Annotated in this window: 19 protein-coding genes, 1 tRNA gene and 2 pseudogenes; 13 read left to right on the top strand and 9 right to left on the bottom strand. The window is 57.6% G+C overall.

Annotated features, from left to right (window positions below; genetic code table 11):
• Window positions 1–20: 20 nt before the first annotated feature.
• From AC0L39_RS03375 to AC0L39_RS03360, 4 genes are all read left to right on the top strand, one after another.
• The gene (locus tag AC0L39_RS03375) at window positions 21–452 is read left to right on the top strand and encodes a hypothetical protein (RefSeq protein ID WP_473260749.1); all 432 of its coding nucleotides are present in this window, start codon (window positions 21–23) and stop codon (window positions 450–452) included.
• A 96-nt stretch (window positions 453–548) separates the two neighbouring features.
• Entirely contained in the window at window positions 549–1,493 is a 945-nt protein-coding gene (gene ribD, locus AC0L39_RS03370) for a bifunctional diaminohydroxyphosphoribosylaminopyrimidine deaminase/5-amino-6-(5-phosphoribosylamino)uracil reductase RibD (protein WP_473260747.1), read from the top strand.
• A gap of 16 nt (window positions 1,494–1,509) precedes the next feature.
• Window positions 1,510–2,133 (top strand): riboflavin synthase, encoded by a 624-nt coding sequence (locus AC0L39_RS03365; RefSeq protein WP_473260745.1) that lies wholly within the window; start codon window positions 1,510–1,512, stop codon window positions 2,131–2,133.
• A gap of 171 nt (window positions 2,134–2,304) precedes the next feature.
• Entirely contained in the window at window positions 2,305–2,655 is a 351-nt protein-coding gene (locus AC0L39_RS03360; protein WP_473260744.1) for a hypothetical protein, read from the top strand.
• A 64-nt stretch (window positions 2,656–2,719) separates the two neighbouring features.
• Here AC0L39_RS03360 and AC0L39_RS03355 read toward each other — a convergent pair whose 3' ends face one another.
• Window positions 2,720–3,175 carry a DUF6869 domain-containing protein gene (locus AC0L39_RS03355; protein WP_473260742.1) on the bottom strand — a complete coding sequence of 152 codons (456 nt, stop codon included), beginning with the start codon at window positions 3,173–3,175 and terminating at the stop codon, window positions 2,720–2,722.
• Between the two features lie 141 nt (window positions 3,176–3,316).
• Here AC0L39_RS03355 and AC0L39_RS03350 point away from each other — a divergent pair, with 141 nt between their 5' ends.
• The gene (locus AC0L39_RS03350) at window positions 3,317–3,805 is read left to right on the top strand and encodes a hypothetical protein (RefSeq protein WP_473260740.1); all 489 of its coding nucleotides are present in this window, start codon (window positions 3,317–3,319) and stop codon (window positions 3,803–3,805) included.
• 62 nt (window positions 3,806–3,867) lie between these two features.
• Here AC0L39_RS03350 and AC0L39_RS03345 read toward each other — a convergent pair.
• A pseudogene (locus AC0L39_RS03345) lies at window positions 3,868–5,044 on the bottom strand (amino acid aminotransferase).
• Window positions 5,045–5,149: 105 nt separating this feature from the next.
• Entirely contained in the window at window positions 5,150–6,007 is an 858-nt protein-coding gene (locus AC0L39_RS03340; RefSeq protein WP_473260738.1) for a DUF1134 domain-containing protein, read from the bottom strand.
• A gap of 275 nt (window positions 6,008–6,282) precedes the next feature.
• On the opposite strand from AC0L39_RS03340, the gene AC0L39_RS03335 reads away from it, so the two are divergent.
• The 3 genes from AC0L39_RS03335 to AC0L39_RS03325 all read left to right on the top strand — a co-directional run bounded on the left by AC0L39_RS03335 (window position 6,283) and on the right by AC0L39_RS03325 (window position 7,828).
• Window positions 6,283–6,374 (top strand) — tRNA-Ser (locus AC0L39_RS03335).
• 147 nt (window positions 6,375–6,521) lie between these two features.
• The gene (locus tag AC0L39_RS03330) at window positions 6,522–7,277 is read left to right on the top strand and encodes a tyrosine-type recombinase/integrase (RefSeq protein ID WP_473260737.1); all 756 of its coding nucleotides are present in this window, start codon (window positions 6,522–6,524) and stop codon (window positions 7,275–7,277) included.
• Window positions 7,278–7,504: 227 nt separating this feature from the next.
• Window positions 7,505–7,828 carry a hypothetical protein gene (locus tag AC0L39_RS03325; RefSeq protein WP_473260735.1) on the top strand — a complete coding sequence of 108 codons (324 nt, stop codon included), beginning with the start codon at window positions 7,505–7,507 and terminating at the stop codon, window positions 7,826–7,828.
• A 335-nt stretch (window positions 7,829–8,163) separates the two neighbouring features.
• Here AC0L39_RS03325 and AC0L39_RS03320 read toward each other — a convergent pair whose 3' ends face one another.
• The 6 genes from AC0L39_RS03320 to AC0L39_RS03295 form a co-directional block, all read right to left on the bottom strand.
• Window positions 8,164–9,339 (bottom strand): tryptophanase, encoded by a 1,176-nt coding sequence (locus AC0L39_RS03320; RefSeq protein WP_473260734.1) that lies wholly within the window; start codon window positions 9,337–9,339, stop codon window positions 8,164–8,166.
• A complete protein-coding gene (locus tag AC0L39_RS03315; RefSeq protein ID WP_473260733.1) occupies window positions 9,329–9,601 on the bottom strand; it encodes a beta-eliminating lyase-related protein in 273 nt (90 codons plus the stop codon). The genes AC0L39_RS03320 and AC0L39_RS03315 overlap by 11 nt, the downstream gene beginning before the upstream one ends.
• Window positions 9,602–9,849: 248 nt before the next feature.
• On the bottom strand, window positions 9,850–12,093 hold the full coding sequence (locus AC0L39_RS03310) for a S9 family peptidase (RefSeq protein WP_473260731.1): 2,244 nt from the start codon (window positions 12,091–12,093) through the stop codon (window positions 9,850–9,852).
• Between the two features lie 133 nt (window positions 12,094–12,226).
• Window positions 12,227–14,767: a TonB-dependent receptor domain-containing protein gene (locus AC0L39_RS03305; protein ID WP_473260729.1), complete on the bottom strand. Its 2,541-nt coding sequence runs from the start codon at window positions 14,765–14,767 to the stop codon at window positions 12,227–12,229.
• 248 nt (window positions 14,768–15,015) lie between these two features.
• Window positions 15,016–15,828: a FecR family protein gene (locus AC0L39_RS03300; RefSeq protein WP_473260727.1), complete on the bottom strand. Its 813-nt coding sequence runs from the start codon at window positions 15,826–15,828 to the stop codon at window positions 15,016–15,018.
• A gap of 270 nt (window positions 15,829–16,098) precedes the next feature.
• A complete protein-coding gene (locus tag AC0L39_RS03295; RefSeq protein ID WP_473260726.1) occupies window positions 16,099–16,692 on the bottom strand; it encodes an RNA polymerase sigma factor in 594 nt (197 codons plus the stop codon).
• A gap of 347 nt (window positions 16,693–17,039) precedes the next feature.
• Between AC0L39_RS03295 and AC0L39_RS03290 the strand changes: the two genes are divergently transcribed.
• The 5 genes and pseudogenes from AC0L39_RS03290 (at window position 17,040) to AC0L39_RS03270 (ending at window position 21,377) form a co-directional block, all read left to right on the top strand.
• Complete coding sequence (locus AC0L39_RS03290) at window positions 17,040–17,549, top strand: RNA polymerase sigma factor (protein ID WP_473260725.1); 510 nt, start codon at window positions 17,040–17,042, stop codon at window positions 17,547–17,549.
• Window positions 17,546–17,650 (top strand): annotated as a pseudogene (locus AC0L39_RS03285) (hypothetical protein); the annotation flags it as partial. The gene AC0L39_RS03290 and the pseudogene AC0L39_RS03285, both read left to right, overlap by 4 nt.
• Before the next feature lie 382 nt (window positions 17,651–18,032).
• Window positions 18,033–18,587, top strand: coding sequence for a FecR family protein (locus AC0L39_RS03280; RefSeq protein ID WP_473260723.1), 555 nt, complete (start codon window positions 18,033–18,035; stop codon window positions 18,585–18,587).
• A 107-nt stretch (window positions 18,588–18,694) separates the two neighbouring features.
• Window positions 18,695–19,702 (top strand): TonB-dependent receptor plug domain-containing protein, encoded by a 1,008-nt coding sequence (locus AC0L39_RS03275; protein ID WP_473260722.1) that lies wholly within the window; start codon window positions 18,695–18,697, stop codon window positions 19,700–19,702.
• Window positions 19,695–21,377 (top strand): TonB-dependent receptor plug domain-containing protein, encoded by a 1,683-nt coding sequence (locus AC0L39_RS03270; protein ID WP_473260721.1) that lies wholly within the window; start codon window positions 19,695–19,697, stop codon window positions 21,375–21,377. Before AC0L39_RS03275 ends, AC0L39_RS03270 begins: the two co-directional genes overlap by 8 nt.
• The last annotated feature ends 28 nt before the right edge of the window (window positions 21,378–21,405 follow it).

The raw sequence follows: 21,405 nt of genomic DNA, 5'->3' as shown, positions 1-21,405 counted from the left end.
TGCGCCCTATATTGCGCCGCATGGCCCTCCTGTCGCGCTTCAATCCCACTTCCGGCATCCTCGATTTCTGGACCGAGTTTCGCAAGCCCAATCCGCTGCGCTTTCCGATCCTGCTCGTCTCGATGCTGCCGTTCGGGGTGATCTTCTACTGGCTGGGGACAGAGACGGTTTACAAGGATCCCGAGCGCCCTAGCATCACTTACATTACTACCTTCGACCCGGCGCGGAGCGATGCGGAGATCATCGCCACGAACGAGGCCAATCAGGAAGTGAAGGACATGCGCGAAGAGGCCGAGGAACGCCTCGCCCAGCGCAAGCGTGACCTTTACAAGGCGCTCGGTGCGGCTCGCCGGAATGGACGTCGAGGAAATCGCTGCCGAGGCCGATGCCCGCCGCGCAGCCGAGGCCGCCGCCGAAGAAGCGGCCCGCGCCGAACGTTTTGGACGCTCTGATGACGATGCGGGCGAAGACGCGCAGGGCGATAACGCCGGCCCACCCGCCGAGGAACCCGCGCCATAAGCGCGCATCCCCCCAACGATACCCACTGGATGGCAGCCGCAGCACGGCTCGCCGCAAGGGCGCGTCCGATCAGCAGCCCGAACCCCGGCGTCGGCGCATTGCTGGTGCGCGCGGGCCGCGTGGCCGCGCGCGGCTGGACGCAGGAAGGCGGACGCCCGCGCGCCGAGGCGATGGCGCTCGATGCGCTGGGTGGCAGCGCCAAGGGGGCCACTCTTTACGTCACGCTGGAACCGTGCGCGCACGAATCCGAGCGCGGCCCGGCCTGCGCTGACCTGATCGCCGAGGCACGCCCTGCCCGCGTCGTCATCGGCATCAGCGACCCAGACCCGCGCACGTCGGGCAAGGGCATAGCGCGGCTGAGGCGCGCGGGAATTGCAACCGAGGTGCTGGACGATCCGGCCTCCGCTGCCAGCCTCGCCGGATACCTGTCGGTCCGCCGCAATGGCCGCCCCTTTGTGACGCTCAAACTGGCCGTCTCGCTCGATGGCTGCATCGCGCTGGCCGACGGGACGAGCCAGTGGATCACCGGCGAGATCGCGCGCGCGCACGTCCACGCCCGGCGCGCACGCTACGACGCAATCCTTGTCGGCGGCGCGACTTGGCGCGCGGACCGGCCCCGCCTCGATGTACGCCTGCCCGGTCTCGAAGACCGCAGCCCCAGACGCCTGCTGCTCTCGCGCGGCGTCGCGCCAGAAGGCGTCTCGGTCATCAACCGGCCAGACCAGATCGCCGGGCTCGAGGGCGTGCAATATCTCTACACCGAGGGCGGCGCGCAAACCGCCGCGAGCTTCCTTGCCGAAGACCTCGTCGACGAGCTGCACCTCTACCGCTCCCCGATCCTGATTGGTGACGGAATGCGCGGCATCGGCGCGCTTGGCCTTGACGATCTGGCTAAGGCGCATGGCCGCTGGCAACCAACCGAGCGCCGCCAGCTTGGCAGCGACGAATTCACAGCCTATCTGAGGACGCGCTAACAGGAGCCTGCCTTACATGTTCACCGGAATCGTCACCGCCATCGGGACCATCGCCGATATCGAAAAGCGCGGCGACCTGCGCGTGCGTATCGCCGCCCCGCTAGATCCGGCGCGGATCGATATCGGCGCCTCGATCGCGTGTTCGGGCGTGTGCCTGACCGTCGTGGATCGCGGCGGCACGGCAGGCGATGCCTGGTTCGATGTCGATGTCTCGGGCGAGACAGTCTCGCGCACGGTGTTCGGCATGTGGGAAGAAGGCCGCACTCTCAACATCGAGCCGTCCCTGCGTGTGGGCGACGAGCTTGGCGGGCATATCGTGACCGGCCATGTCGATGCCGTGGGCGAGGTCGTCATGGCCAGGCAGGAAGGCGACAGCTGGCGCATCGTCATCCGTGCGCTTGCCAACATGGCGCCGTTCATAGCCGAAAAAGGCTCTATCACGGTCGACGGCGTGTCGCTGACCGTCAACGATGTGCGCGACCAGCCCGACCGGGCCTGCGACTTCGCACTCAACATCATCCCGCATACCGGCGAAGTAACTACGCTGGGCAGCCTCAAGGAAGGCGATCAGGTGAACCTCGAAATCGACGTGCTGGCGCGTTACCTGAAACGGATGCAGGGGCTTGCTGCGGCTGGGTGAGCGACGAAATTAGCGAATGGCCGTTTTCGACCCGATTGCGGACGTAGGCCTTTGATTGCAGAGATCGAAGATTGCCAGTAACTTCGACCAGTGCTGCATCGAACCATTGCCCTTGCATTAGCGTGCCTCTGCCTCAATGGCTGCTCCTACGTTTATGACGTGCTTGCCGTGGTGCAGAATGGGCAACTGACTTTTACCGCTGACGAAGACTGTGTGACCATGGTCGAGGTCCGCGCTGAAGGTGACGAGGTTGCGCAGGCCGATTCTGGAGATGATCGAACTCGCGTAGGTTACGGAACGTTTTGGTATCAGCATGTCGAGTTTACTGACCGATGCAAGAATGCGTTTCCTCTAACCTACGGTAAGTTCGAGGGCACCCTCACTGAAAGCATTGGTGCGGTGTCGGCCAAACCACTGGTTCGTGAAGTGGTCTACACAGTCAACACCTCGACTGGCTCTACCGGGTATGGGGGCGGTCGCTTCGTCATCCATGCCGATGGGTCGGTCGAGAACCTCGGCTAGAGTTGTAAAGACCAAATTGAGCAACGTCCGCTTCCCACCCATTAGCGGACGTTAGAAATTTCTATCAGTTTCTCGGCGGCATAGTTTCATCCGTAGGTTCTTCGTGCGGCCCGGTTATTCGAAACTTTGCTATAGCAGCCCAAGCCTCATCGGAGACTGCGACCTTGAAAGGAAAACTAAGCAACCAACGAAAGCGGGCCGACTTTCGCGCTTCTGCTACGATCCGATCCAACATATCGGGCGAGGGATCCCTGAGGATGTCTTCAAGAGGGCCGCAGGCCATCATCCCAAGGAAGGCTGCGTCATCTGTACGGGCAGCTGCCAATACCACATATGCCAGCATCTTGTCGGGATCAAAAGGTGGAGCGGAGAAAAGCTCATCGCCGATCGCCTCTGCATATTCGTCAGGCCGATTGCATTCAGGGTGGGCAGCAAAGGCGTCAATGAGATCACACATCTCTTGCGCATCAGGGCGAGCGAGCGCTAAGTGTAGTTCGTCAATGTAAGCAGATTTGCCCATGCGTTTCAGCTAGCGGAAGATGGTAAAGAGACAACAAACTTCAATGTCTGCTTTCCACCCCAACAGCGGACACTGCCAGCGCGCTAACCGCCGCAAGTTTCAACTTTCCTACAGGCTCCGTGATTTGCATGGCTGCACGCGATGTCTCGTTCGTCATGTCCCCGGCGCGCCCCGGATCGCAACCTTCGCTCGCGTCCGCCTGCTTTCACCCCGGTGAAGCTGCGCTCGCGGCGCGATGGGTGGACGCCGCTCGTGCAATGCGCGTTTCTGGCCGAGCTTTATCTCACCGGCTCTGTGAGCCTTGCAGCGGTGCGGGTCGGGCGGTCGCGGGAAAGCGCCTATCGTCTGCGCGCTCGCAAAGACGCGGCGAGCTTCGCCGCAGCGTGGGACTACATTCTTGCCGGGCCTTCCGATCCTGATGAACCATCCGTGCGCCGCCGCCGAATTCCGGACTGGCGAAAGGTCACATCCGAGACGCTGGCCTGGATGAATGAGACCGGGCTTTGGCAGCCGGTGATCTATCGCGGAAAGATGCGCGGCATCCGCCGGAAACCCGACAATTCAGCGCTTTTGCGGCTGCTCGCGCGCTCCGACGAGAGTGCCGGGCGGGCCCAGCGCGGGCCGCGATGACCATGCTCGAACATATTTCGAAAGGCCCCGCTTACCTGTCTCGCGGGGACGCGCAGCGCGCCTCAGCCAGTGACGTCGGCCAACGCGTCCACGAACTTCTCGATATTGGCCATGGTCAAACCGGCAATGTTGATGCGTCCCGATCCGGCCATGTAGATGCCGTGATCCTCGCGCAGCTGGGCAACCTGCTCCTTGCTCACCGGCAGGACCGAGAACAGCCCGTTCTGCGAGCCGAGCGGCGTCAGGTCCACGCTTCCCGCCGTCCCGGCATCGGCCAGCACTCCGCGCACCTGCCGCATGCGCTCGCGCATCTGGTCAAGCTCGTCGGTCCACATCTGCGTCAGCGCGCTGTCGCGCAGGATCAGACGAACCGCCGCCGCGCCGTGGTCGGGCGGCATCGACCAGCTGGCGCGGGCCAGCGCGTTGGCGTTGGAGAATGCCTTGTCCAATGTCTCTCCGCCATCGGCGAGGATGTAGAACGCGCCAACGCGGTCGCGGTACATGCCGAAGTTCTTGTCGCAGCTATAGGCAACGAACGCCTCCGGCACCTTCGCAAGCACGCTGCGCAGGCCGGCAACATCCTCTTCGAGGCCATTGCCGAGGCCGTGATAGGCCGTGTCGATGATCGGGAAGATGCCGGTGTCGGCAATGGCATCGCCGATCGCTTCCCATTCAGCAGGAGAATAGTCGATCCCGGTCGGGTTGTGGCAGCAGCCATGCAGAAGCACCGCCTCGTCCGGCCCGGCCCCGCGGATTGCGTCAAGCGCGGCCTCGACATTCGCCGTGCCGTCGGCGTTGGCGTGGTCGAACGGCACCATCTCGAGCGCGATATCGTTGATGATCTGCGCGTGATTCGGCCAGCTTGGCATACCCATGTGCAGCCTTTTGAGGCCCGCCTTCTGCGCCAGCGCCAGCGCAAGGCGCACAGCGCCGGTTCCGCCCGGCGTTTGCATCCCGGCAAGGCGTCCGCCCATCGTCGCATCCTCGCCGAAGATGTACGGCATCAGCGCGTTGACGAAGCCCAAGTCGCCTTCAGGGCCGAGATAGCTCTTGGATGCCTGTTCATCGACCAGCGCCCGCTCGGCCGCCTTGATCGCGCCGAAGACCGGGGTGTCGCCCTGCCCGGTCCGGTACACACCGACCCCGAGGTCGATCTTGTCCGGTACGGTCATCTTCGGCGTGCATCTTGATCAGCGCAAGCAGCGCGTCGGGCGATTGTTGTTCGAGTCGGTGCAGCATGATGCACGCCGAATGCCGTGCGAGAGCGAGCGCCGCAACCGCCTTTTGCATCCTTTGCCGATTTCGCCTGCTTTGCGCAGGCCGATTACCGGCGGCTTTGCGACCTCAGAAGGGCAACCAGCGCTGCTTCTTCGAGAATTTCATGTACCCGGCATTGACGCCGAGCCGCGCGCCTGCACCGACACGGATCGGGATCAGGACGACGTCGCCCTTGCGCATGTAGCTGGCATGCATACCGCCCACGAGGTAGGCTTGGCCTTCACCGGCGGGATAGCGTTCGAACAGCTCTTCGGTATCGAACAGGTTGTAGACAAGCACGAAGGTGTTCGCCGCGTTTGCACCTGCATCGAAGCCGACCGACGGGCCGGTCCAGTAGACCTTATGCTCGCCCTCGACCTTGTGGAACAGTGTGCCAGAGCCGTAGCGCGCGCCAACGATGAAGGCGCCGCCCGCCTCACGTCCGACGATATAGCCATTGGGTTCGCCCTGCTTCCGCAGCAAGTCCTCGATCAAGCGCGCAAGGCCTTCCGCGCCCTTGCCGAAAACGCCCTCGGCAGCGCCGATAAGGTCGTCTTCGCCGTAAGTGCTCGATGTGTCCGCGCTCGCAACGGTTTCGCCTGCAACCGGATCGCCGGTTTCGGCGGGTGCAGCGCCAGTGGCGCCGTATGCATCGTCATAGCCTGGAGCGGGGGTGGTCTGGACTTCGGCAGGTCCGGCTGTTTCGGCCGGGACCGACTGCGGGCCGGAGGCAGCGCGTGCGGCGGATGGCTGATTGAGGTCCGCGTCGATCGCTCCCGAGGCCTGCGCGTCCTGCGGCTGCGCGGGGGCATAGGCTTCATCGGGATCGAAGGTTTCGAGATCCTGCGCGTAGGCAGGCGAGACGGCGAGAGCGGCGGCTCCGATCGCGGCCACGAAGCACCCGATCCATCCGGGCTTCGGTCTCGCTGCGGCTTGCTTGGTCATGGCATCTGTTCCTTACAGCTTGGGAGCGATCGCCCCCGCGCCTATCCATCGGGCAGCAGAGTCGCTCCCCATTCGCCGGGCAAGAGCCGCAGCGGTGAACCGAATCGAAAACGCGCTAAGACGAATCGATCGGGTGAGCGGCGGTCTGGCATGAAGTGTCTGAACACAGGCGGAATCGCGGCGGGGCGAGAAAATGTGGTATCCGACCTTGCCGCTGCGGATATCGCCCATTATAGCGCGCGGCTCGCAGCAAAATTGCCAAGGCAACGACATGCGGAGACGTGGGTGAGTGGCTGAAACCAGTTCCCTGCTAAGGAACCATACTCTTTAACGGGTATCGAGGGTTCGAATCCCTCCGTCTCCGCCAACACCTTGTTTTTACGAGTTCTTTTCCGTTCACTCGTCTTGACATTCCCTCGAGATTTCCGATGGTTCCGTTATCCACGAGGTCAGAGGCGTTCGTCCCCATCCGATGAATCGCATGGTATCGAGCTAGGCCGAGACCTCCGAAAATATGGTATTTCGGAGAAGAATCATGCTTTCCGATGTGAAGCTAAGGACAGCAAAGCCAAGGCAGAAACCCTACAAGCTCAGTGACGGACACCAACTATATCTGCTTGTCAGCCCAACCGGGTCGAAGCTCTGGCGAATGAACTACCGATACGATTCCAAGCAAAAGACCCTTTCGATCGGGCCCTACCCGCTTGTGAGCTTGAGCGAAGCCAGGTCCGCTCGTGACAAAGCGCGCAAGCAGCTGCTCGAAGGCGACGATCCCTCTGTTGAGAAGCGCCTCAAACGGCAGGCCAAGCTCGCTTCCTCACGGGAGACATTCGAAAACCTCGCGCGGGCTTGGCACGAATTGCGGCGACCGCAATGGGCGAAAGTTCATGCGGCTGACGTCATTCGCAGCCTGGAACGCGATGTGTTTCCAAGAATCGGGAGTTTGCCGATCGCTCTGATAAAGGCGCCGACCGTGTTAGATGTGCTTCGGGCGATCGAGAAGAGAGGCGCCATTGAGACTGCAAAACGCGTGCGCCAGCGTATATCTAGCCGTGTTTGTCTATGGAATTGCGACGGGCGTTGCCGAGATAGACCCGGCCGCCAGCCTTGGTGGAGCGTTACAGCCCCTGCCCGCTCGAGGCAAGCAGCCTGCCATCACAGACCTCAGCGCCCTAAGGCAGATGATGCGCGATGCCGAAGAGGGTTACGCACGGCCAGTCACGCGCTTGGCACTGCGTCTGCTAGCTTTGACAGCCGTTCGGCCAGGTGAGCTACGAAGAGCTGAATGGTGCGAATTCGAAGACCTTGATGGCCACGAATCGTTATGGCGTATCCCGGCAAGCCGCATGAAAGGCGACAAGTCCCGCAAGAATGATTCAAGGGGCGATCATTTGGTGCCGCTCTCTTTTCACAGCGTGTCCGTCATCGACGCATTGCGTACCGCTGACTGGGTCGGGGAACTTGGTTTTCCCAAGCGTGCGTCATGGTCACCGTCCGATGAGCGAGAACGCAATTGGATATTTATTGAACCGCTCTGGCTATCACGGGCGTCACGTCCCTCATGGATGGCGGGCCGCTTTCTCCACGATCATGAACGAATGGGCGAAGAAGCATGGACGCGCAGATGATCGAGAGGTTATCGATCTGATGCTTGCTCACGTTCCACAGAACCGAGTTGAAGGCGCATACAATCGCGCCGCTTACCTGCCCCGGCGACGCGAACTGGCCGTGATTTGGGCTGACATGCTGATGGACGGTTTTTCTGAGCCGAGCACGCTGCTTGAAAAGCCCAGTAAGACCTTACGAATGGATTGGGGCTGAGACGGAGTCCGCTAAAGACTGCATCTACTGATTTGTTTATAAATGACGTTTATTAAAAAGTTCCGATCCTTTCCCACACTTTTCCCCACAAACTCGGTCAGATCGCGAAGGCATGCGGTGAAGCATACCACATCGTAGATCAATGAGGCGGGATTCTGCGGTCAAACTGACACAGTCTTGCCAAGGTTGGGGTCGGGCATTCGAATCGCCTCGCCCGCTCCATAATATCAACTGCTTATCCGGATTTTTCACTATTGGGCCGCCGGTTAGGTAGCAAATAGGTAGCGCGGCTAGACTTTCGAATACCGGCTGCCTGACGGGCCAAGGGATCACACTCAAGAAATCACATTGAACCCATCGGCGCGCTGTATAGCGCCTGAACTGGTTGCCGGCTCAGTCGAGCTGGCGCCCAACACCTCGAACTTTGCCGTAAAGTGCCTCAGGCTGCGCGGAGCTTCGGTAATGCGATAGCCTGAGAGCTGTTCCTTCTTGGCGAGCACATTCTCGAACACCTCCAGTATGTAGTCGGCGTGGCTTTGCGTGTAGACACGCCGCGGCATCGCAAGGCGAACGAGATCCTTCGGGGCTGCCTTTTCACTGCAGTCAAGCTGCTGACCAAACATAACCGTTCCGATCTCGCAGGTTCTAATCCCACCTTCGAGATACAGTGCTGTGGCTAGTGCCTGTCCTGGATATTCGAGCGGCGGAATATGCGGAAGGAAAGCACGGGCATCGACAAAGACAGCGTGCCCGCCGGTTGGCTTGACGATCGGGACGCCCATCGCTTCGAGGCGCTCGCCGATATACTCGTTGGTCTTGATCCGATAGCGTAGATAGTCCTCGTCGACGATCTCTATGAGGCCCTGAGCGATCGCATCGACATCGCGTCCGGCAAGACCGCCATAGGTCGGAAAACCCTCGGTCAGGATCAGCCGCTCGCGCGCTTTGGAAGCAAGGTCAGGATCGCGCGTTGCCAGCCAGCCTCCGATATTGGCGAACGCGTCCTTCTTAGCGCTCATGGTCATCCCGTCCGCGTCCGCGAACATGGCGCGGACGATGTCCTTGATCGAACGATCAGATTGCCCTGGCTCACGCTGCTTGATGAACCAGGCGTTCTCCGCGAAGCGGCAAGCATCGATATAGAACGGCTTACCATAGGCATGCGCCAGCTCTGCAGCACCACGGATATTGGTGAGGCTGACCGGCTGCCCTCCGCCGGCATTGTTAGTGATGGTCATCATCACCGCTGGTATCTCGTCAGCGCCCTCCTCTAGAAGAGCCTCGAGTTTTGCGAGATTCATGTTTCCTTTGAACGGCGCATCGAGTTGAGTGTCGGCGCCTTCCTCGCACAGCAGGTCGAGTGCCTGCGCCCCGGTCGCTTCGATGTTACCACGTGTCGTATCGAAGTGCGTGTTCGACGGGATGACCTTGCCAGCACCGCCCAATATAGAGAACAAGATCGCCTCGGCGGCACGCCCCTGGTGGGCTGGGATGACATGCTCAAAAGGCATCAGATCCCGAACGTACCGTTTCGAACCGCTGGAATGAAGGCGAACCCGCATAGCTCTCGTCGCCGGCCATGATCGCACCCCATTGAGCGGCGCTCATTGCCGACGTTCCGCTGTCGGTCAGCAGGTCGATCAGTACGTCGTCAGACTTGAGCGCGAAGAGGTTGTGGTGTGCCGCCTTCAGCAGTCTTTCCCGCTCCTCGCGGGTGGTCATGCGCAGCGGCTCAACCGACTTGATCCGGAAAGGTTCGATAATCGTCTTCATGGCAAACAGGGCTCCAATAATAGGCCCCGTCGGCACGACACTAGCGGGGCTGATCGCGCCGCGGCTGCTCACCCCAAAGGCAGATCGCGCTCAGCGCCCGATGTGGCTCGAAGCAGTCAGCGGTTGAACAAAAAATGCATTCAAAGCTCATTTCTAAGGGGGAAATCTAGATTCTTATTGTTGCCGGATCAGAACTGAGGCTTCGTAAATGGATGCTGTCAAAATGAAAAATCGGATGCTCTTAGCCGTTAATCCTCGGTCTCCCTTTTAGTCCAATATTCTATCCAGGCGAGCGCGCGTAGCACGTTGTTGTATTGCGAGAGGGGAGCTTGAAAGACATGCCCGTCATCGTAGATATAGTACTCAGATGGGACATCCAACTCACGCAATGCTACAAAGAACTGCTCACATTTTTTATTATTGTGTGCCGCGCATTGCAAGAGAGTTGGAGTATTGATCTGATCAGCCTGCCAGATTGCCGATTCCCTCACGACCATCGCCTGATCTGCATCGTCGAACCTGTCGCGGACCCCAAACAAATCACGGCTGATGTAAGCCTGCCAACCGTCAGCGCGTGCAAACGGGATATAGGATGTTCGATCGAGATCGCCGGGCTCGTAAATTACCGCTGCGGCAAAATCTACCTGAGTGGTTCCGTAGGCGGTGAGCGCACCACCATACGAATGTCCTATGACCGAAACTCGGCGCCGATCTGCAATTCCAGCTTTGATCAAATGCTCTACTCCTGAGTAAACATCAGCCCAGGGTCTGGCCATACTAGAACCTTCAGTACCGATGGCGTTGAAGAAAGAGTCGCCAAAACCAGGACGCCCACGACTGGTTGGGGTGAATACCGCATAACCTGCATTTATTGCTGCAGGTATCATCCCCGGCCAAGCGGAACCCAAAAACTCAGATCGAACTTGGGAGGGGCCTCCGGTGAGATTTAGGATCGTCGGCAACGGTTCAATAGCGTTCTTGGGCCTTACTAGGAGTCCTGCCAATTCGTAATCATTGTCCGGACTACGCCAGTTCACAATTTCGGCATCTATTGTTTCACCTATTCGCGTCTGCGATCCAATTGACGTCAATTGACGCGGAGGTGACATGGTCCGGCCATCAGCTGAAATGCTAGAGAGAAATATTTCTGCGGGTGTCCGCGGACCTGCTTGAATGAAAATGAAAGTACCATCATCGGCGAATGAAAATGAAGAACGCCGCTGCACCGAATTTGAATTCAAACAGGGACAATCGATGGTTGAGCTTTTGCCAGAGAGTGCGTCGACACGGACCAGCTTCTCAGAAAAGCCGGACGGCTCTGATCCGATATACCAAGCACCGTCACGTGACCAATACTCATGCGCATGTGTAAGTTGAGATGGCTGAACATGGCGTATCTCACCAGTCTTCAAAGAGCCAATGCTCCCCCAACTCCCAACGTAGCGAGGCCGGCCCCGCTTTGCCGCCATCCATATTCGATCGCCATTCGGTGACCAACGCGGGCCACCCAGGATAAGGTCAGGTGGAAAAACCTTCTTCACGCGCCGATCGGCAAGGCCAACGATGGCGACATTCGAAAACATGCCTGAACTGTTGGGATTGACCTCAGGACGGGTTTCAAAGGAGAAAGCAATTTCATTGCCAGTCGGAGACCAGTCGTACGTCCATCGAGCGATGTATCCCGGAGGAGTGAGTCGGAAGTGTTCTCTCGTCTCGACGTCAAAAACGTGGAGGGAAACGGTGTTCGCAACGTTCTCCAGGTACCTCTCGTACCTCAAACCTCCGTCAATGGGCAATTCATCTGCTGGGGTAGAAACGCGAAGGACCAGAGCTTTACCGTCTTGCTTCCAAGCAAAGTCGCCCAAAAGGGACGCTTCTCCGCCAAATAGGTTGTTCGGCACGACGAGTTCATCGAAACCGGTTTCTGTATCGTACAGCCTAATTCCTGGTGACTTGCCTTCGGTCTCCCTCGGCAAAAAATAGCTAATGCTTTTTGAGCCAACCCAAGCAATGTTCCAAGTTGAGCTCACGCCAATCGAGACTGGGTGTACGTCAACAAGGGCATCGCGCTCAATTCGCCCTAGCATCCAGCTACTTAGATCTTGGCGATTGCTTACATCTGCTTTGTTGACCCGAAAAAGGACGTGTTCACCGTCCGGAGAGATATAGAGCGGTCTACTTTCCGCGATCGTAGTCATCTCAAGCAGGGACTTAAGGACTTCGTTCCCATTCAATTTCCCTCCGAAGGCATCATCCGCCGCGTTCGCTAAATTATGGACGGTCAGAGAGAGTACGACACCAAGAAGAAGGGTGACCCCCGTTCGACACAAGAGCACCACCCGGGCTGTAATCACGCTTCCAATTCGAGAGCCAGACAAGTTCTGCGACCCATGTCCGCGTCCGAAAAATGCATATCCATAAGAAACGCCATTATTGAGGCTCACTAGTGGGCCATTCCCTATTTCTGATGCGGCATCGGGACCGGCATTCATACACTCCTCCTTGGACTGCATCCGCCAAAAGGCAACCGCAATGCAAATTGCGAGAACACTTGGCGACGATTTGCTGAATGTCTGCGTTCGAAGAACAAGCTGTGTTAGAGTTCGGCTGATGTCGATCAGAAAATCACCAGCGCTTCCGGATTTGAAGAGATACAAAACGTCCGCGTGGGTTGGCGTTTGTAGCGTCGAAAAAGAACTCAGAGCTTGCAGCCTGAACAAAAGGGGGATCCTCATCCAGCAAATTTGCTACATTGAGAATAAACTCCGTGTTTCGCAGCCACTGGGGACTACCCTCGCTGTCAGTCCTATAGGCGAATTGAAGATCAAATGTTTCCCAAGAGTCAACCGCTTCAGAAGGGGAGGAAATATTGTTTGTGTAGCTGTCTGCGTAATTGAAAGCGAGCAATGCTCTCAGCCCATCCTTTTGCCATATCACTGAGTTTCTCATTACAAAATCGGTGGGGTTGTATACTGTGCCAGCGACATCGATAGTCGGGCTTCCTCTCAATATTTGGTTCGAGAACTCCAGGTAGTAGCTTCCGCTCGAGTTGAGGCTAACGCGCCCATAATCTCCATCAATACTGTAGGAGAGAGAATAATCTAAGCCCCGCACTTGGGTGATCGACACGTTCTGGGTGCGGTTGTCGACAATCGCTCCTATATCATCAGGGGCTATCTGGGCGAAATTGCTGAAGTCAGGCGATGCATAGATCGCCAGCACCTCGTCAATACTCGGATCTCTCGTTACGATCGGATCAAAGCTTGGATCGAGGAGGACATTACGTACTTGAAGGCCCACCGCAGGGACTGCAATTCGATCCTCATATTCAATGTCAAAATAGGTGAAACTCAGCTCAAAATTTGGGACTGCCTTCGGCAAGAAGTCTACACCAATCGTCCAGTTTGTGGATCCCTCTTCAGCCAACTGATCATCATTGCCGAGTAGAAAAATGAGTGGAGTAACTCCTCCTGGGTTAAGCCGGTCAGGGACAACGACCCCAGTCGAAGTGCGCGCAATAAGATCTCTCTCTGCTGTTTGATCTAACAGAGGAGCGCGAAAAGAGGTGCTCCAAGAGCCTCGCAAGGTAAAACCTTCAAACGGTTCATAGCTCACCCCAAGTCGAGGGTCGAATGATGAACCGAAATCGCTGTAATCCTCGTATCTCGCCGCAAGAGATAAATCGAGCCGCCTCCCAAGACTACCTGCGTTTGCTTTTCCAATGACCGGGACCAATATTTCACCGAACAATGCAAAGACCTCGCGGTCAGCAGCGGAACCGAAAGTTGTCGTCCGATCAGGCCGAATACTCTCGCCGTCGATCTCGAATTCCTCGGTCCTATATTGGCCTCCGGCAGCCATTCTGACCGAACCACCTGGCAAATCCAGTAGTGCACCGCTTGCCTTTGCATCGACCGTGAAAAGCTCTTGCCGGTCAGTGGTGTTAGTTACCCGCTCTGAGCTCGGAAATTCACTTGAGAAAGATGCGTCTAAAACACTATACGACGCGCTTATGTCGGCGCTCCAAGAGTCGCCTAGCTGAGCAGTGATGCCAGCAGCGAGATTATACTGCTGAGATTCCCCCGATAGCTCATTAATACCCCCAAAGACACCTCGATTGGCTCGGTCAGAATGGGAGCGGCTGGAGTACAGCCCAGTAATTGTTGCAGCCACTCCATCGGTGATGTCTTGATTCAAGGAAGCCAACACGGAATGCCGCTCTTGGCCAGAGATCAAATTCGTTGGATCCTCCGCGAGCTCAGTAAACTGCCTCTCTTCGGTAAGGAGCACGCCCCGGTCCGAGAAATCATAGCTCAAGAAAGCGCGGCCTGACTGCCAAGAAGTACCGAAGGACTGTGTGAGCCTGTAGTCTCTAAGCCCCCCATCTGTGACAGACCCGAAACCTGCCAGGGTTTCAAATCCCTCGAAATCATCACGCAAAATTATATTGATCACGCCAGACACAGCGTCCGTCCCATAGATCGCTGAGGCGCCATCAGTAAGGACATCAATCCGCTCCACTGCTGTAATCGGGATCATGGAAACGTCTACAAAACCAAACCTTCCAGACGCAGCCACGCGAATTCCATTTACCAGCACAAGGTTGGAACCATTGCCAAGGCCTCTCAGGTTCAATCCGGCCCCACGGTCTGGAGATAAGGTGCCGCCAACCCTTCCACCAATCGCGTTTGAATCGTCACTTACGCCACCGCCGAAGTTTTGCGGGAGTGTTTCAAAGAACTCCTGAATCGTTGTCGCACCCGTCTGCGCAATCTGCTCACTATCGAACTGCAACAAAGGCGCGCCAACTGGCGCAACACCACGAATGTTAGTGCCTGTGACGATTATTTCGGGCTCATCAGCGACGTCTTCGACGGGCTGACTTGTCTCAGACCGAAGTTGCTCCTCCTCATCCTGCTGAACAAGTTGCGAGATCATGATCACCCCGCGCGAGTTCCGCCTAGCCTGAAGCCCGGAACTGCGCAGTAGTCGCTCAAGAGCGACACTCGGCGCCAACGAGCCATCGACCGCGGGTGCGCGCTTTCCGCGCGTCAACTCAGCAGGAGCAACGACTGCAATCCCGGTCGTCTCGGAGTACTCAATCAATGCCTGAGAAAGCGGCTGCGCTTCAATGCTGAAAACGACCGGCGTGTCGCTCTGCGCCATGGCCGGTGCCGGCATCGCGACGCATAGCGCCATTGCGCTTGCTGCCAGTGTGAATACGCTCTTCTTCCTCAACTCACGCATGTTCGTGCCCCTTCACAAAGCTCCCCATGCCGAGCATTGCCGTTTTCGGCGTTTCGCTCGGCGTCAGAGATGTGACGCACGGCCTTAATCATTTTGCCAAAAAACCTTCAAAAAGGTTCGAAAGATGCTGCGTGGGCCTTGTTCGCGCTGGTAAATATCGACCGCGATCAATTACCTGCTGCAGAGCGCAGCACGATCCTTTCAGGCGAGGATTGGTCGACGACAATAGGCTGCGTTGCCTCCAGAGCCGACAGCATTCCACTTATCTGGTTGGTTCGAAACGCCCCGACAATCCGGATGTCGCCAATGCTCTCGTCAGCGATTTCGATCGGTGTGCGGCTATAACGATTGGCGTCTGCAATGACGGTTTCCAATGGCACGTCGTTGTAGCGAAGGCGGCCCGACCGCCATCCCGCAACGGCGTCCGCTGCCACACGAGTTGGAATAATCGTGCTCGTGGCTTCGGTCATGGCTCTCGACAGCAAAGTGCTCTCGCCGGCCTCGAGCGGACGCAATGGCAAGGTCCGAAGCGTGGCGAGCGAACGCTTGCCGTCCGACGCCTCGGAATAGGCGACCTCGACCGTGCCTTCACTGACGGCGACGGCGACACTTTCGTCGACGAACTTCACCTCGAACTCGGTGCCAACCACGCGGATCACCGCATCGCCCGCCTCAACAAAGAAGGGTCGATCCGGATCACTGACAACTTCAAAATAGGCTTCTCCACCGGCAAGCGCGATGCGCCGTGCCTCGCCGGTCATTGACGTGCGGATCGTGGTTTGCGGCCCGAGCGTGATGCGCGAGCCATCTTCGAGCTCGACAGTCTTGAGCTGTGCGACCTCGGTTGCGATCGGGCTGGCGTCAGCAAAGACGTCTTGCCCGCTGCTAAAGGGTGAGGACGGAAGCAGGAAGGCGGCCATCGCTACCAGCGCTGCAGCTACTGCACCTCCGGCCCATTTCCAGGAGCCGGACCATCCCATGGGGGCCTGTGCGTCGACAGCTTCCTGTTCGTTCGCCTCGTCGATCAGGGCATCGACGTCCCGCTCCTTAAGCGCGGCGACATTTTCGAGGCTACGATACGTGCTTTCGGCAGCGGCAAAGGCCTTGGCATGCGCCGGAGATGCGGCGAGCCAGTTCTCGAAATCGCGCTTGGTTTCGTCGCTCAGTTCATCAACGCGCAGCGTCGCAACCCAACCGTACCGCCTCCCGATTGACGTGGTTGTAGGATCTATGGGGTGAGAGAGCAGCGGTCATCGATCATCTGCCGCCGATTTTCGGTCCATCTTAGCCAAGGCCTCATCGATGGCCGCAAGCGCCAACGACAGTTGACGCGCGCAATCGCTCACCGACCAACCGGTCCGATCCGCAATAGCCTGAAAAGTTTCGCCGTAGACGCGTTTCAATAGGAGCACCACTTTTTGCTTTGGAGGGAGCTGCTCGAACACTTGCTCGATGCGCTCCAATTGGTCTTTCTCTAATAGGACGCGCTCAGGAGTGATTTCCTCCAAACCCACGCCTGCCACCCGGTGAAGCGCATCATCGGCGTAAGCCTCGATCACTTTGCTGCGGCGCTTGGAATCTAAAACGATGTTGCGCGCGGTCTTGTAGAGAAATGCGCGCGGGTTTTCGATATCGGCTTTTTCCCTCGCGCCCGCATATCTTTCGAACGCGGCCTGCGCGACATCTTCGGGTTCGGGCGGACCGCCACCGAACTGCTTATTGATGTGGCCGCACAGCTCGGACCAGTACAAACGATAGGTGCGATCAAGGGTAAGGCCCGTCGCACTCGGCTGCGCGGACTTTAGGCTTGGCTCGTCCAAGCGATTGATGCCGCGGTGCGGCATAGGCCCTCAACTCCTAGGTGTTCTTTTTATCTTCGTATGTCGCAGAGTATTGGCACAGGGAGACTGATTTCGCCAAATTTAAAGGTGAGCGATCCGCTTTGGGGAGGCGCGCAAGCGGCTTTTTGGCGACTTAACATATGATAGGTTATCCGTCGTGCGGCAGCTCAACGCTGGTGTTAGGTCGCCCTCACCACGGAGTAGCCTCCCGCCTATGAGTTTCTTTGGTTGGTCCCAAGCGTGGATCCGAGATTTTTCCATACCCCGAAAGAAAAAACTGTCCGATCCGCTTCGTGATGCGTCTTATGCTACGTGTCGCCAAACTTGAGGCGAAAGGATCGCTATCGGAAGTGAGCGCCGAGAAGATCAGTGACCAGGCAAAGCTCGGACGCCGCTGGCGCCCGGCATTGATGTCGTATTTTCTGCGGCGCGTGGGCAATCATGCGGAAGCTGAAGATTTGACGCAGGAGGTTTTTGTGCGCCTGCTTGGGCGAGAAGAAGAGATCACCCAGTCCTCGGACGCCTACGTGTTCCAGGTCGCCTCGAACCTGCTGCGCGACCGCGCGCGGCGTTCGAAGGTGAGGGCCGACTACAGCGAGGATGTCGGCCAGATCGACGGACGCGGCGTGGATCCACTCGATCCCCACAAAATGGCCGTAGGGCGCGATGCACTGGCTACCTTCGTGGCGGGCCTCGATGATCTTCCCGAACGCACCCGCACGATCTTCGTGCTCTATCGCGTCGAGAACATGACCCTCGATACCATCGCCGAGACCTATGGGATTTCGAAGAGCGCGGTCCATCAGCAGGTCGCCAAAGCCATGGCCTTCTTGATGAAGCGCATGCGAGGCCGTCGATGAAGCTCGTTGCAAACAACGATACGGGCGGCGCGCGCGACGAAGAAGCTGCCCTGTGGTGTATGCGCCTTGCTGAAGGTGAACTTGGTGCGGATGAGCGGAGTGCATTTGATGCGTGGCATGCCGACGCCGATAATGCCGCAGCGCTGCGCGATGCAATTGAAGTCTGGCAGTCCGCTGACGAAGCTGCTGAGTGGCCGGAGCTGATCCATGCGCGCTCTGACGCGCTCAATAGCTACCGTGAGCGCAACAGTTATCGTTGGCGTAAAAGGAGCATCTCGCGCTGGAAATGGCCCGCGGCTGTAGCAGCGACGCTCGCAATCGCGGTGCTCACCAGCCTGTTCTTCTTGCAAGACCCCACTCAGATTTATGAGACCGGCATAGGCGAGCGCCAGGTGGCTGTTCTCGACGATGGATCGACCGTCTCCCTTGATGCAGACACGCGCGTCGAAGTTATCTTAGGAAACGAGCGACGCGAACTTTCACTTGTCTCCGTACCGCGCCAAGTTCGACGTCGCCAAGGACCCTTTGCGACCCTTCAGCGTGACAGCAGGCAACAAGGTGGTGGTCGCGACGGGCACTTCGTTCAGTGTCGAGCTGCTGGAGGATCAGACCCGTGTTGTTCTCTACGAAGGCTCTGTCGATGTCCTCGAACGACCAAGTGAAGACGCGGAACCAAGGCAATTGTCGATCGAGCGGGAAGGCATCGGCGCGGAGCTCGTTTCGCTTGAGCCCGGTCGTGAGTTGGTCGCATCGCTAAACGATGGTGCGGCAAGCATTGCCACCATCGACCTGCAGAAGGCCCGCTCCTGGGAGGCAGGTCAGATCAGCTTTGATAATGAGCCGCTGGGATCTGCGGTTGAGAGGATGAACCGCTATTCGAACGAGAAGATCGTGGTCTCGGAAACGGCTGCTGACAGCATCAGTGTAAGCGGTGTATTCGACGCGGGCGATAACGATGCATTCCTTGAGGGTGTGATGGCGCTCAACCCCCAATTGCGTCGTTCTGCGCGCAGCCAGCTCGCCGTTGAAAGCGACTAAAGCGTCATATCGAAAAAAATCTGCAACATTTTGCTGCACGATCGTTCGGCCCGTGCGTCTTACCTTTCCAAGCCGCTAACCAAGGTGGCGACAGGGGAGGTAGATTCATGGTTCTCAAGGCATTTCGCAATCGTTTTCTCACAAGCTGTTCGGCGACCGCTGCGGCGCTCGCATTTGCACAGGCCGTGCCAGCGTATGCCCAAGAGCAGACCTATGAGATCGATGTAAAAGCTCAGGACCTTGGCTCGGCTCTACGCGAGTTCGCGCGTGAGACGCGTCAGCAGGTGACGTTCGACGACGGAGCGGTTCGCGGAAAGAGAGCGCCGGCGGTCCGGGGATTGCTAACGGCACGTGCTGCATTGGATCGGTTGTTAGCGAATTCCGGTTTGACGGTGCAGCAGGGCAGCTCTGGTGTATTCATTGTGAAACGAGCCGAAGGTTCAGGTGACGGGCAGGTGCAAGTTGGCGGCGCCAACTCAACTTCGCGAGAGGAGAACGAGTCAGAGATCGTCGTAACCGGTACAACGATTCGGGGTGTCAATCCGGATTCGTCACCTCTCGACATCTATACGTCCGAAGACATCGCACTTAGCGGCGCGACTACGCTGCAACGATTCTTTGCCACTCTACCGCAGAACCTCAATAGCTCAGCGCCTGGGTCCTTCGCTCTTGGTCCAGGTCAAGGCGGCTTTGTAAAAGGGGGTGGGCTAGATCTGCGCGGGTTTGGTCCTGGTACAACACTTACTTTGCTAAATGGGCGCAGGCTAACTGATCCAAGCGGAAACGCGGCGGACATTTCGCTTATCCCTGTTGGCATGGTTGAGCGCGTGGAAGTGCTCGCTGATGGCGCTTCCGCGGCTTACGGTTCGGACGCAATAGGAGGTGTCGTAAACATCATCCTACGCGATGACTTCAACGGAATTGAGGGCGGGGTTAACTATGGATTCGCCGATCGGGGCGGTGCTGAACGAACACAAGCAGATTTCGGCGCAGGAACTTCGTGGCGAAGTGGATCTGCGTTCGTGGCTTACGGCTACAATCAGCAGTCACCGCTTGAGGCGCGCGAACGCAGTTTTTCGTACCGAAGCACTGGAACCCACATTTCTTGTGCCTGAAGAGGAAACTCACAGTGTCCTCGTAGGGATTGACCAGGATTTTGGAGAAAGGGTCAACTTCTCAGGTACCCTTTCATATTCTTCGAGAGATATCTTCAATACCACCACTTCCGACGCACAAGCTATCACCTCCAATGGTGATCAGGAGCAACTCTTCATTGGTGCCGGGCTACGCTATAACTTTTTTCGCGACCTCCAGCTGGAGATTGACGGAACATATCTCGAGTATGACGAAATCGTTCGAAACAGTCGGGTGCGACGTGGGCGAGAGACGCTGTCGCAACTCTCGAGAATCGGCAGCTCAGCTGATTTGTTGGCCAAGATCGACGGAAAGCTCATTGATCTGCCCGGAGGCGCTGCCCGATTCTCGATCGGGGCCGGATACTCCGAACAGGACTTTCGCTTTGGCTCTGCCTCCTCACGCACGGAAATTCCGGTGGTCGAAGAATTCAACATCCTCGGACGCGATTCCTACTTTGGTTTTGCCGAGACATTTGTACCACTTGTGAGCGAGCTTAATCGCACTCCAGGGATCGAGCGGCTCGAGTTAAACGCAGCCATTCGATACACCGATTACTCTGATTTTGGATCGGCATCGACGCCTAGGTTCGGTGTGCTCTGGAGCCCGATTGATGGTCTGAACCTCCGCGGAAGTTATGCTAGAGGTTTCAGGGCACCGGAATTGCTTGGTCTAAATCCGACCAGTCAGTTCGCGACGATCTTCCCATTGGCCGCCTTTGGCTTCCCGGACGCCTTTTCTGACGACGGTACTTCAATTCTCATGAACCTGACCGGGCCGCGCCTGGCCAATCTGACTGCTGAATTCTCCGATACCTACACTTTGGGTATTGATATTGAACCGACCGCGTTTGATGGACTGTCGGTCTCGGTAACCTATTTCAATATCGACTACACAGACCGCCTTGGTGATCGGCTCCCGGATGCGTCCCAGGTCCTCTTCAATCAGGAGGAGTTTCGCTTCTTCTACGATACTTCGCCAACGCCAGAGGAGATTCAATCGATCGCGGAGAACATAATCGCAAGCGGAGGCGGCATTAGCAATCTCAGCGACCAGATCCCAGGTGACTTCAATCCCGAACCAAGCGATATTGCCCAGGCGGTTACCGTCATATTGGACAATCGTCGCCAAAACCTCGCGAGTGCACAAACTAGTGGCCTCGACTTCGTTGTAGACTACGCGCACGATGTACCTTTCGGCTCGATCAATTTCGGCATTAGAGCAACCCACACTATTGAATCTAGCCAACAGGTAACCATCAATTTCCCTCAAGATGATATATTGGATATTGTAGGACGACCCGCTTCTTGGCGAGGTCGAGCTTTCGCTGGCTTAAGTGGCGGCGGATTCAGCGGGCAACTCAATGCAAATTACGTAGGCCCATACGAGAACAGATCAGTATTGACGCCCGAAACCATTGATAGTTGGACTACGTTCGATCTCGCATTGCGGTATCGATTCGACAGGCCCAGTTCGCTTGTTGAGAACTTGGAACTCGCTGTAACGATCAACAATCTCCTTGATGAGGACCCACCCTTCGTCCGCGTACAGGAGGGTGGTGTGAGTGGTGCTCTCGCCATACCGGTAGGTTTCGATCCGGTGAACGCAGATGCTTTGGGTCGATATGTGACCGTGAGTCTCAAGCTGGCGATCTGAGTTGGTCGGCCTCCGGGGCGGTCGGCGA

It is taken from the genome of Erythrobacter sp. K21-9 (assembly GCF_055808355.1).
The sequence above is the reverse complement of the archived record's forward strand: the minus strand, read 5'-3'. Positions and strand labels throughout refer to the sequence as shown.

Bases quoted from the DNA above. Each gene is read 5' to 3' on its own strand.
- AC0L39_RS03375 (WP_473260749.1), top strand. From the start codon at position 21: ATGGCCCTCCTGTCGCGCTTCAATCCCACTTCCGGCATCCTCGATTTC.
- ribD (WP_473260747.1), top strand. From the start codon at position 549: ATGGCAGCCGCAGCACGGCTCGCCGCAAGGGCGCGTCCGATCAGCAGC.
- AC0L39_RS03365 (WP_473260745.1), top strand. From the start codon at position 1,510: ATGTTCACCGGAATCGTCACCGCCATCGGGACCATCGCCGATATCGAA.
- AC0L39_RS03355 (WP_473260742.1), bottom strand. From the start codon at position 3,175: ATGGGCAAATCTGCTTACATTGACGAACTACACTTAGCGCTCGCTCGC.
- AC0L39_RS03350 (WP_473260740.1), top strand. From the start codon at position 3,317: ATGTCTCGTTCGTCATGTCCCCGGCGCGCCCCGGATCGCAACCTTCGC.
- AC0L39_RS03340 (WP_473260738.1), bottom strand. From the start codon at position 6,007: ATGACCAAGCAAGCCGCAGCGAGACCGAAGCCCGGATGGATCGGGTGC.
- AC0L39_RS03330 (WP_473260737.1), top strand. From the start codon at position 6,522: ATGGTATTTCGGAGAAGAATCATGCTTTCCGATGTGAAGCTAAGGACA.
- AC0L39_RS03325 (WP_473260735.1), top strand. From the start codon at position 7,505: ATGAGCGAGAACGCAATTGGATATTTATTGAACCGCTCTGGCTATCAC.
- AC0L39_RS03320 (WP_473260734.1), bottom strand. From the start codon at position 9,339: ATGCCTTTTGAGCATGTCATCCCAGCCCACCAGGGGCGTGCCGCCGAG.
- AC0L39_RS03315 (WP_473260733.1), bottom strand. From the start codon at position 9,601: ATGAAGACGATTATCGAACCTTTCCGGATCAAGTCGGTTGAGCCGCTG.
- AC0L39_RS03310 (WP_473260731.1), bottom strand. From the start codon at position 12,093: ATGAATGCCGGTCCCGATGCCGCATCAGAAATAGGGAATGGCCCACTA.
- AC0L39_RS03305 (WP_473260729.1), bottom strand. From the start codon at position 14,767: ATGGCGCAGAGCGACACGCCGGTCGTTTTCAGCATTGAAGCGCAGCCG.
- AC0L39_RS03300 (WP_473260727.1), bottom strand. From the start codon at position 15,828: ATGGGATGGTCCGGCTCCTGGAAATGGGCCGGAGGTGCAGTAGCTGCA.
- AC0L39_RS03295 (WP_473260726.1), bottom strand. From the start codon at position 16,692: ATGCCGCACCGCGGCATCAATCGCTTGGACGAGCCAAGCCTAAAGTCC.
- AC0L39_RS03275 (WP_473260722.1), top strand. From the start codon at position 18,695: ATGGTTCTCAAGGCATTTCGCAATCGTTTTCTCACAAGCTGTTCGGCG.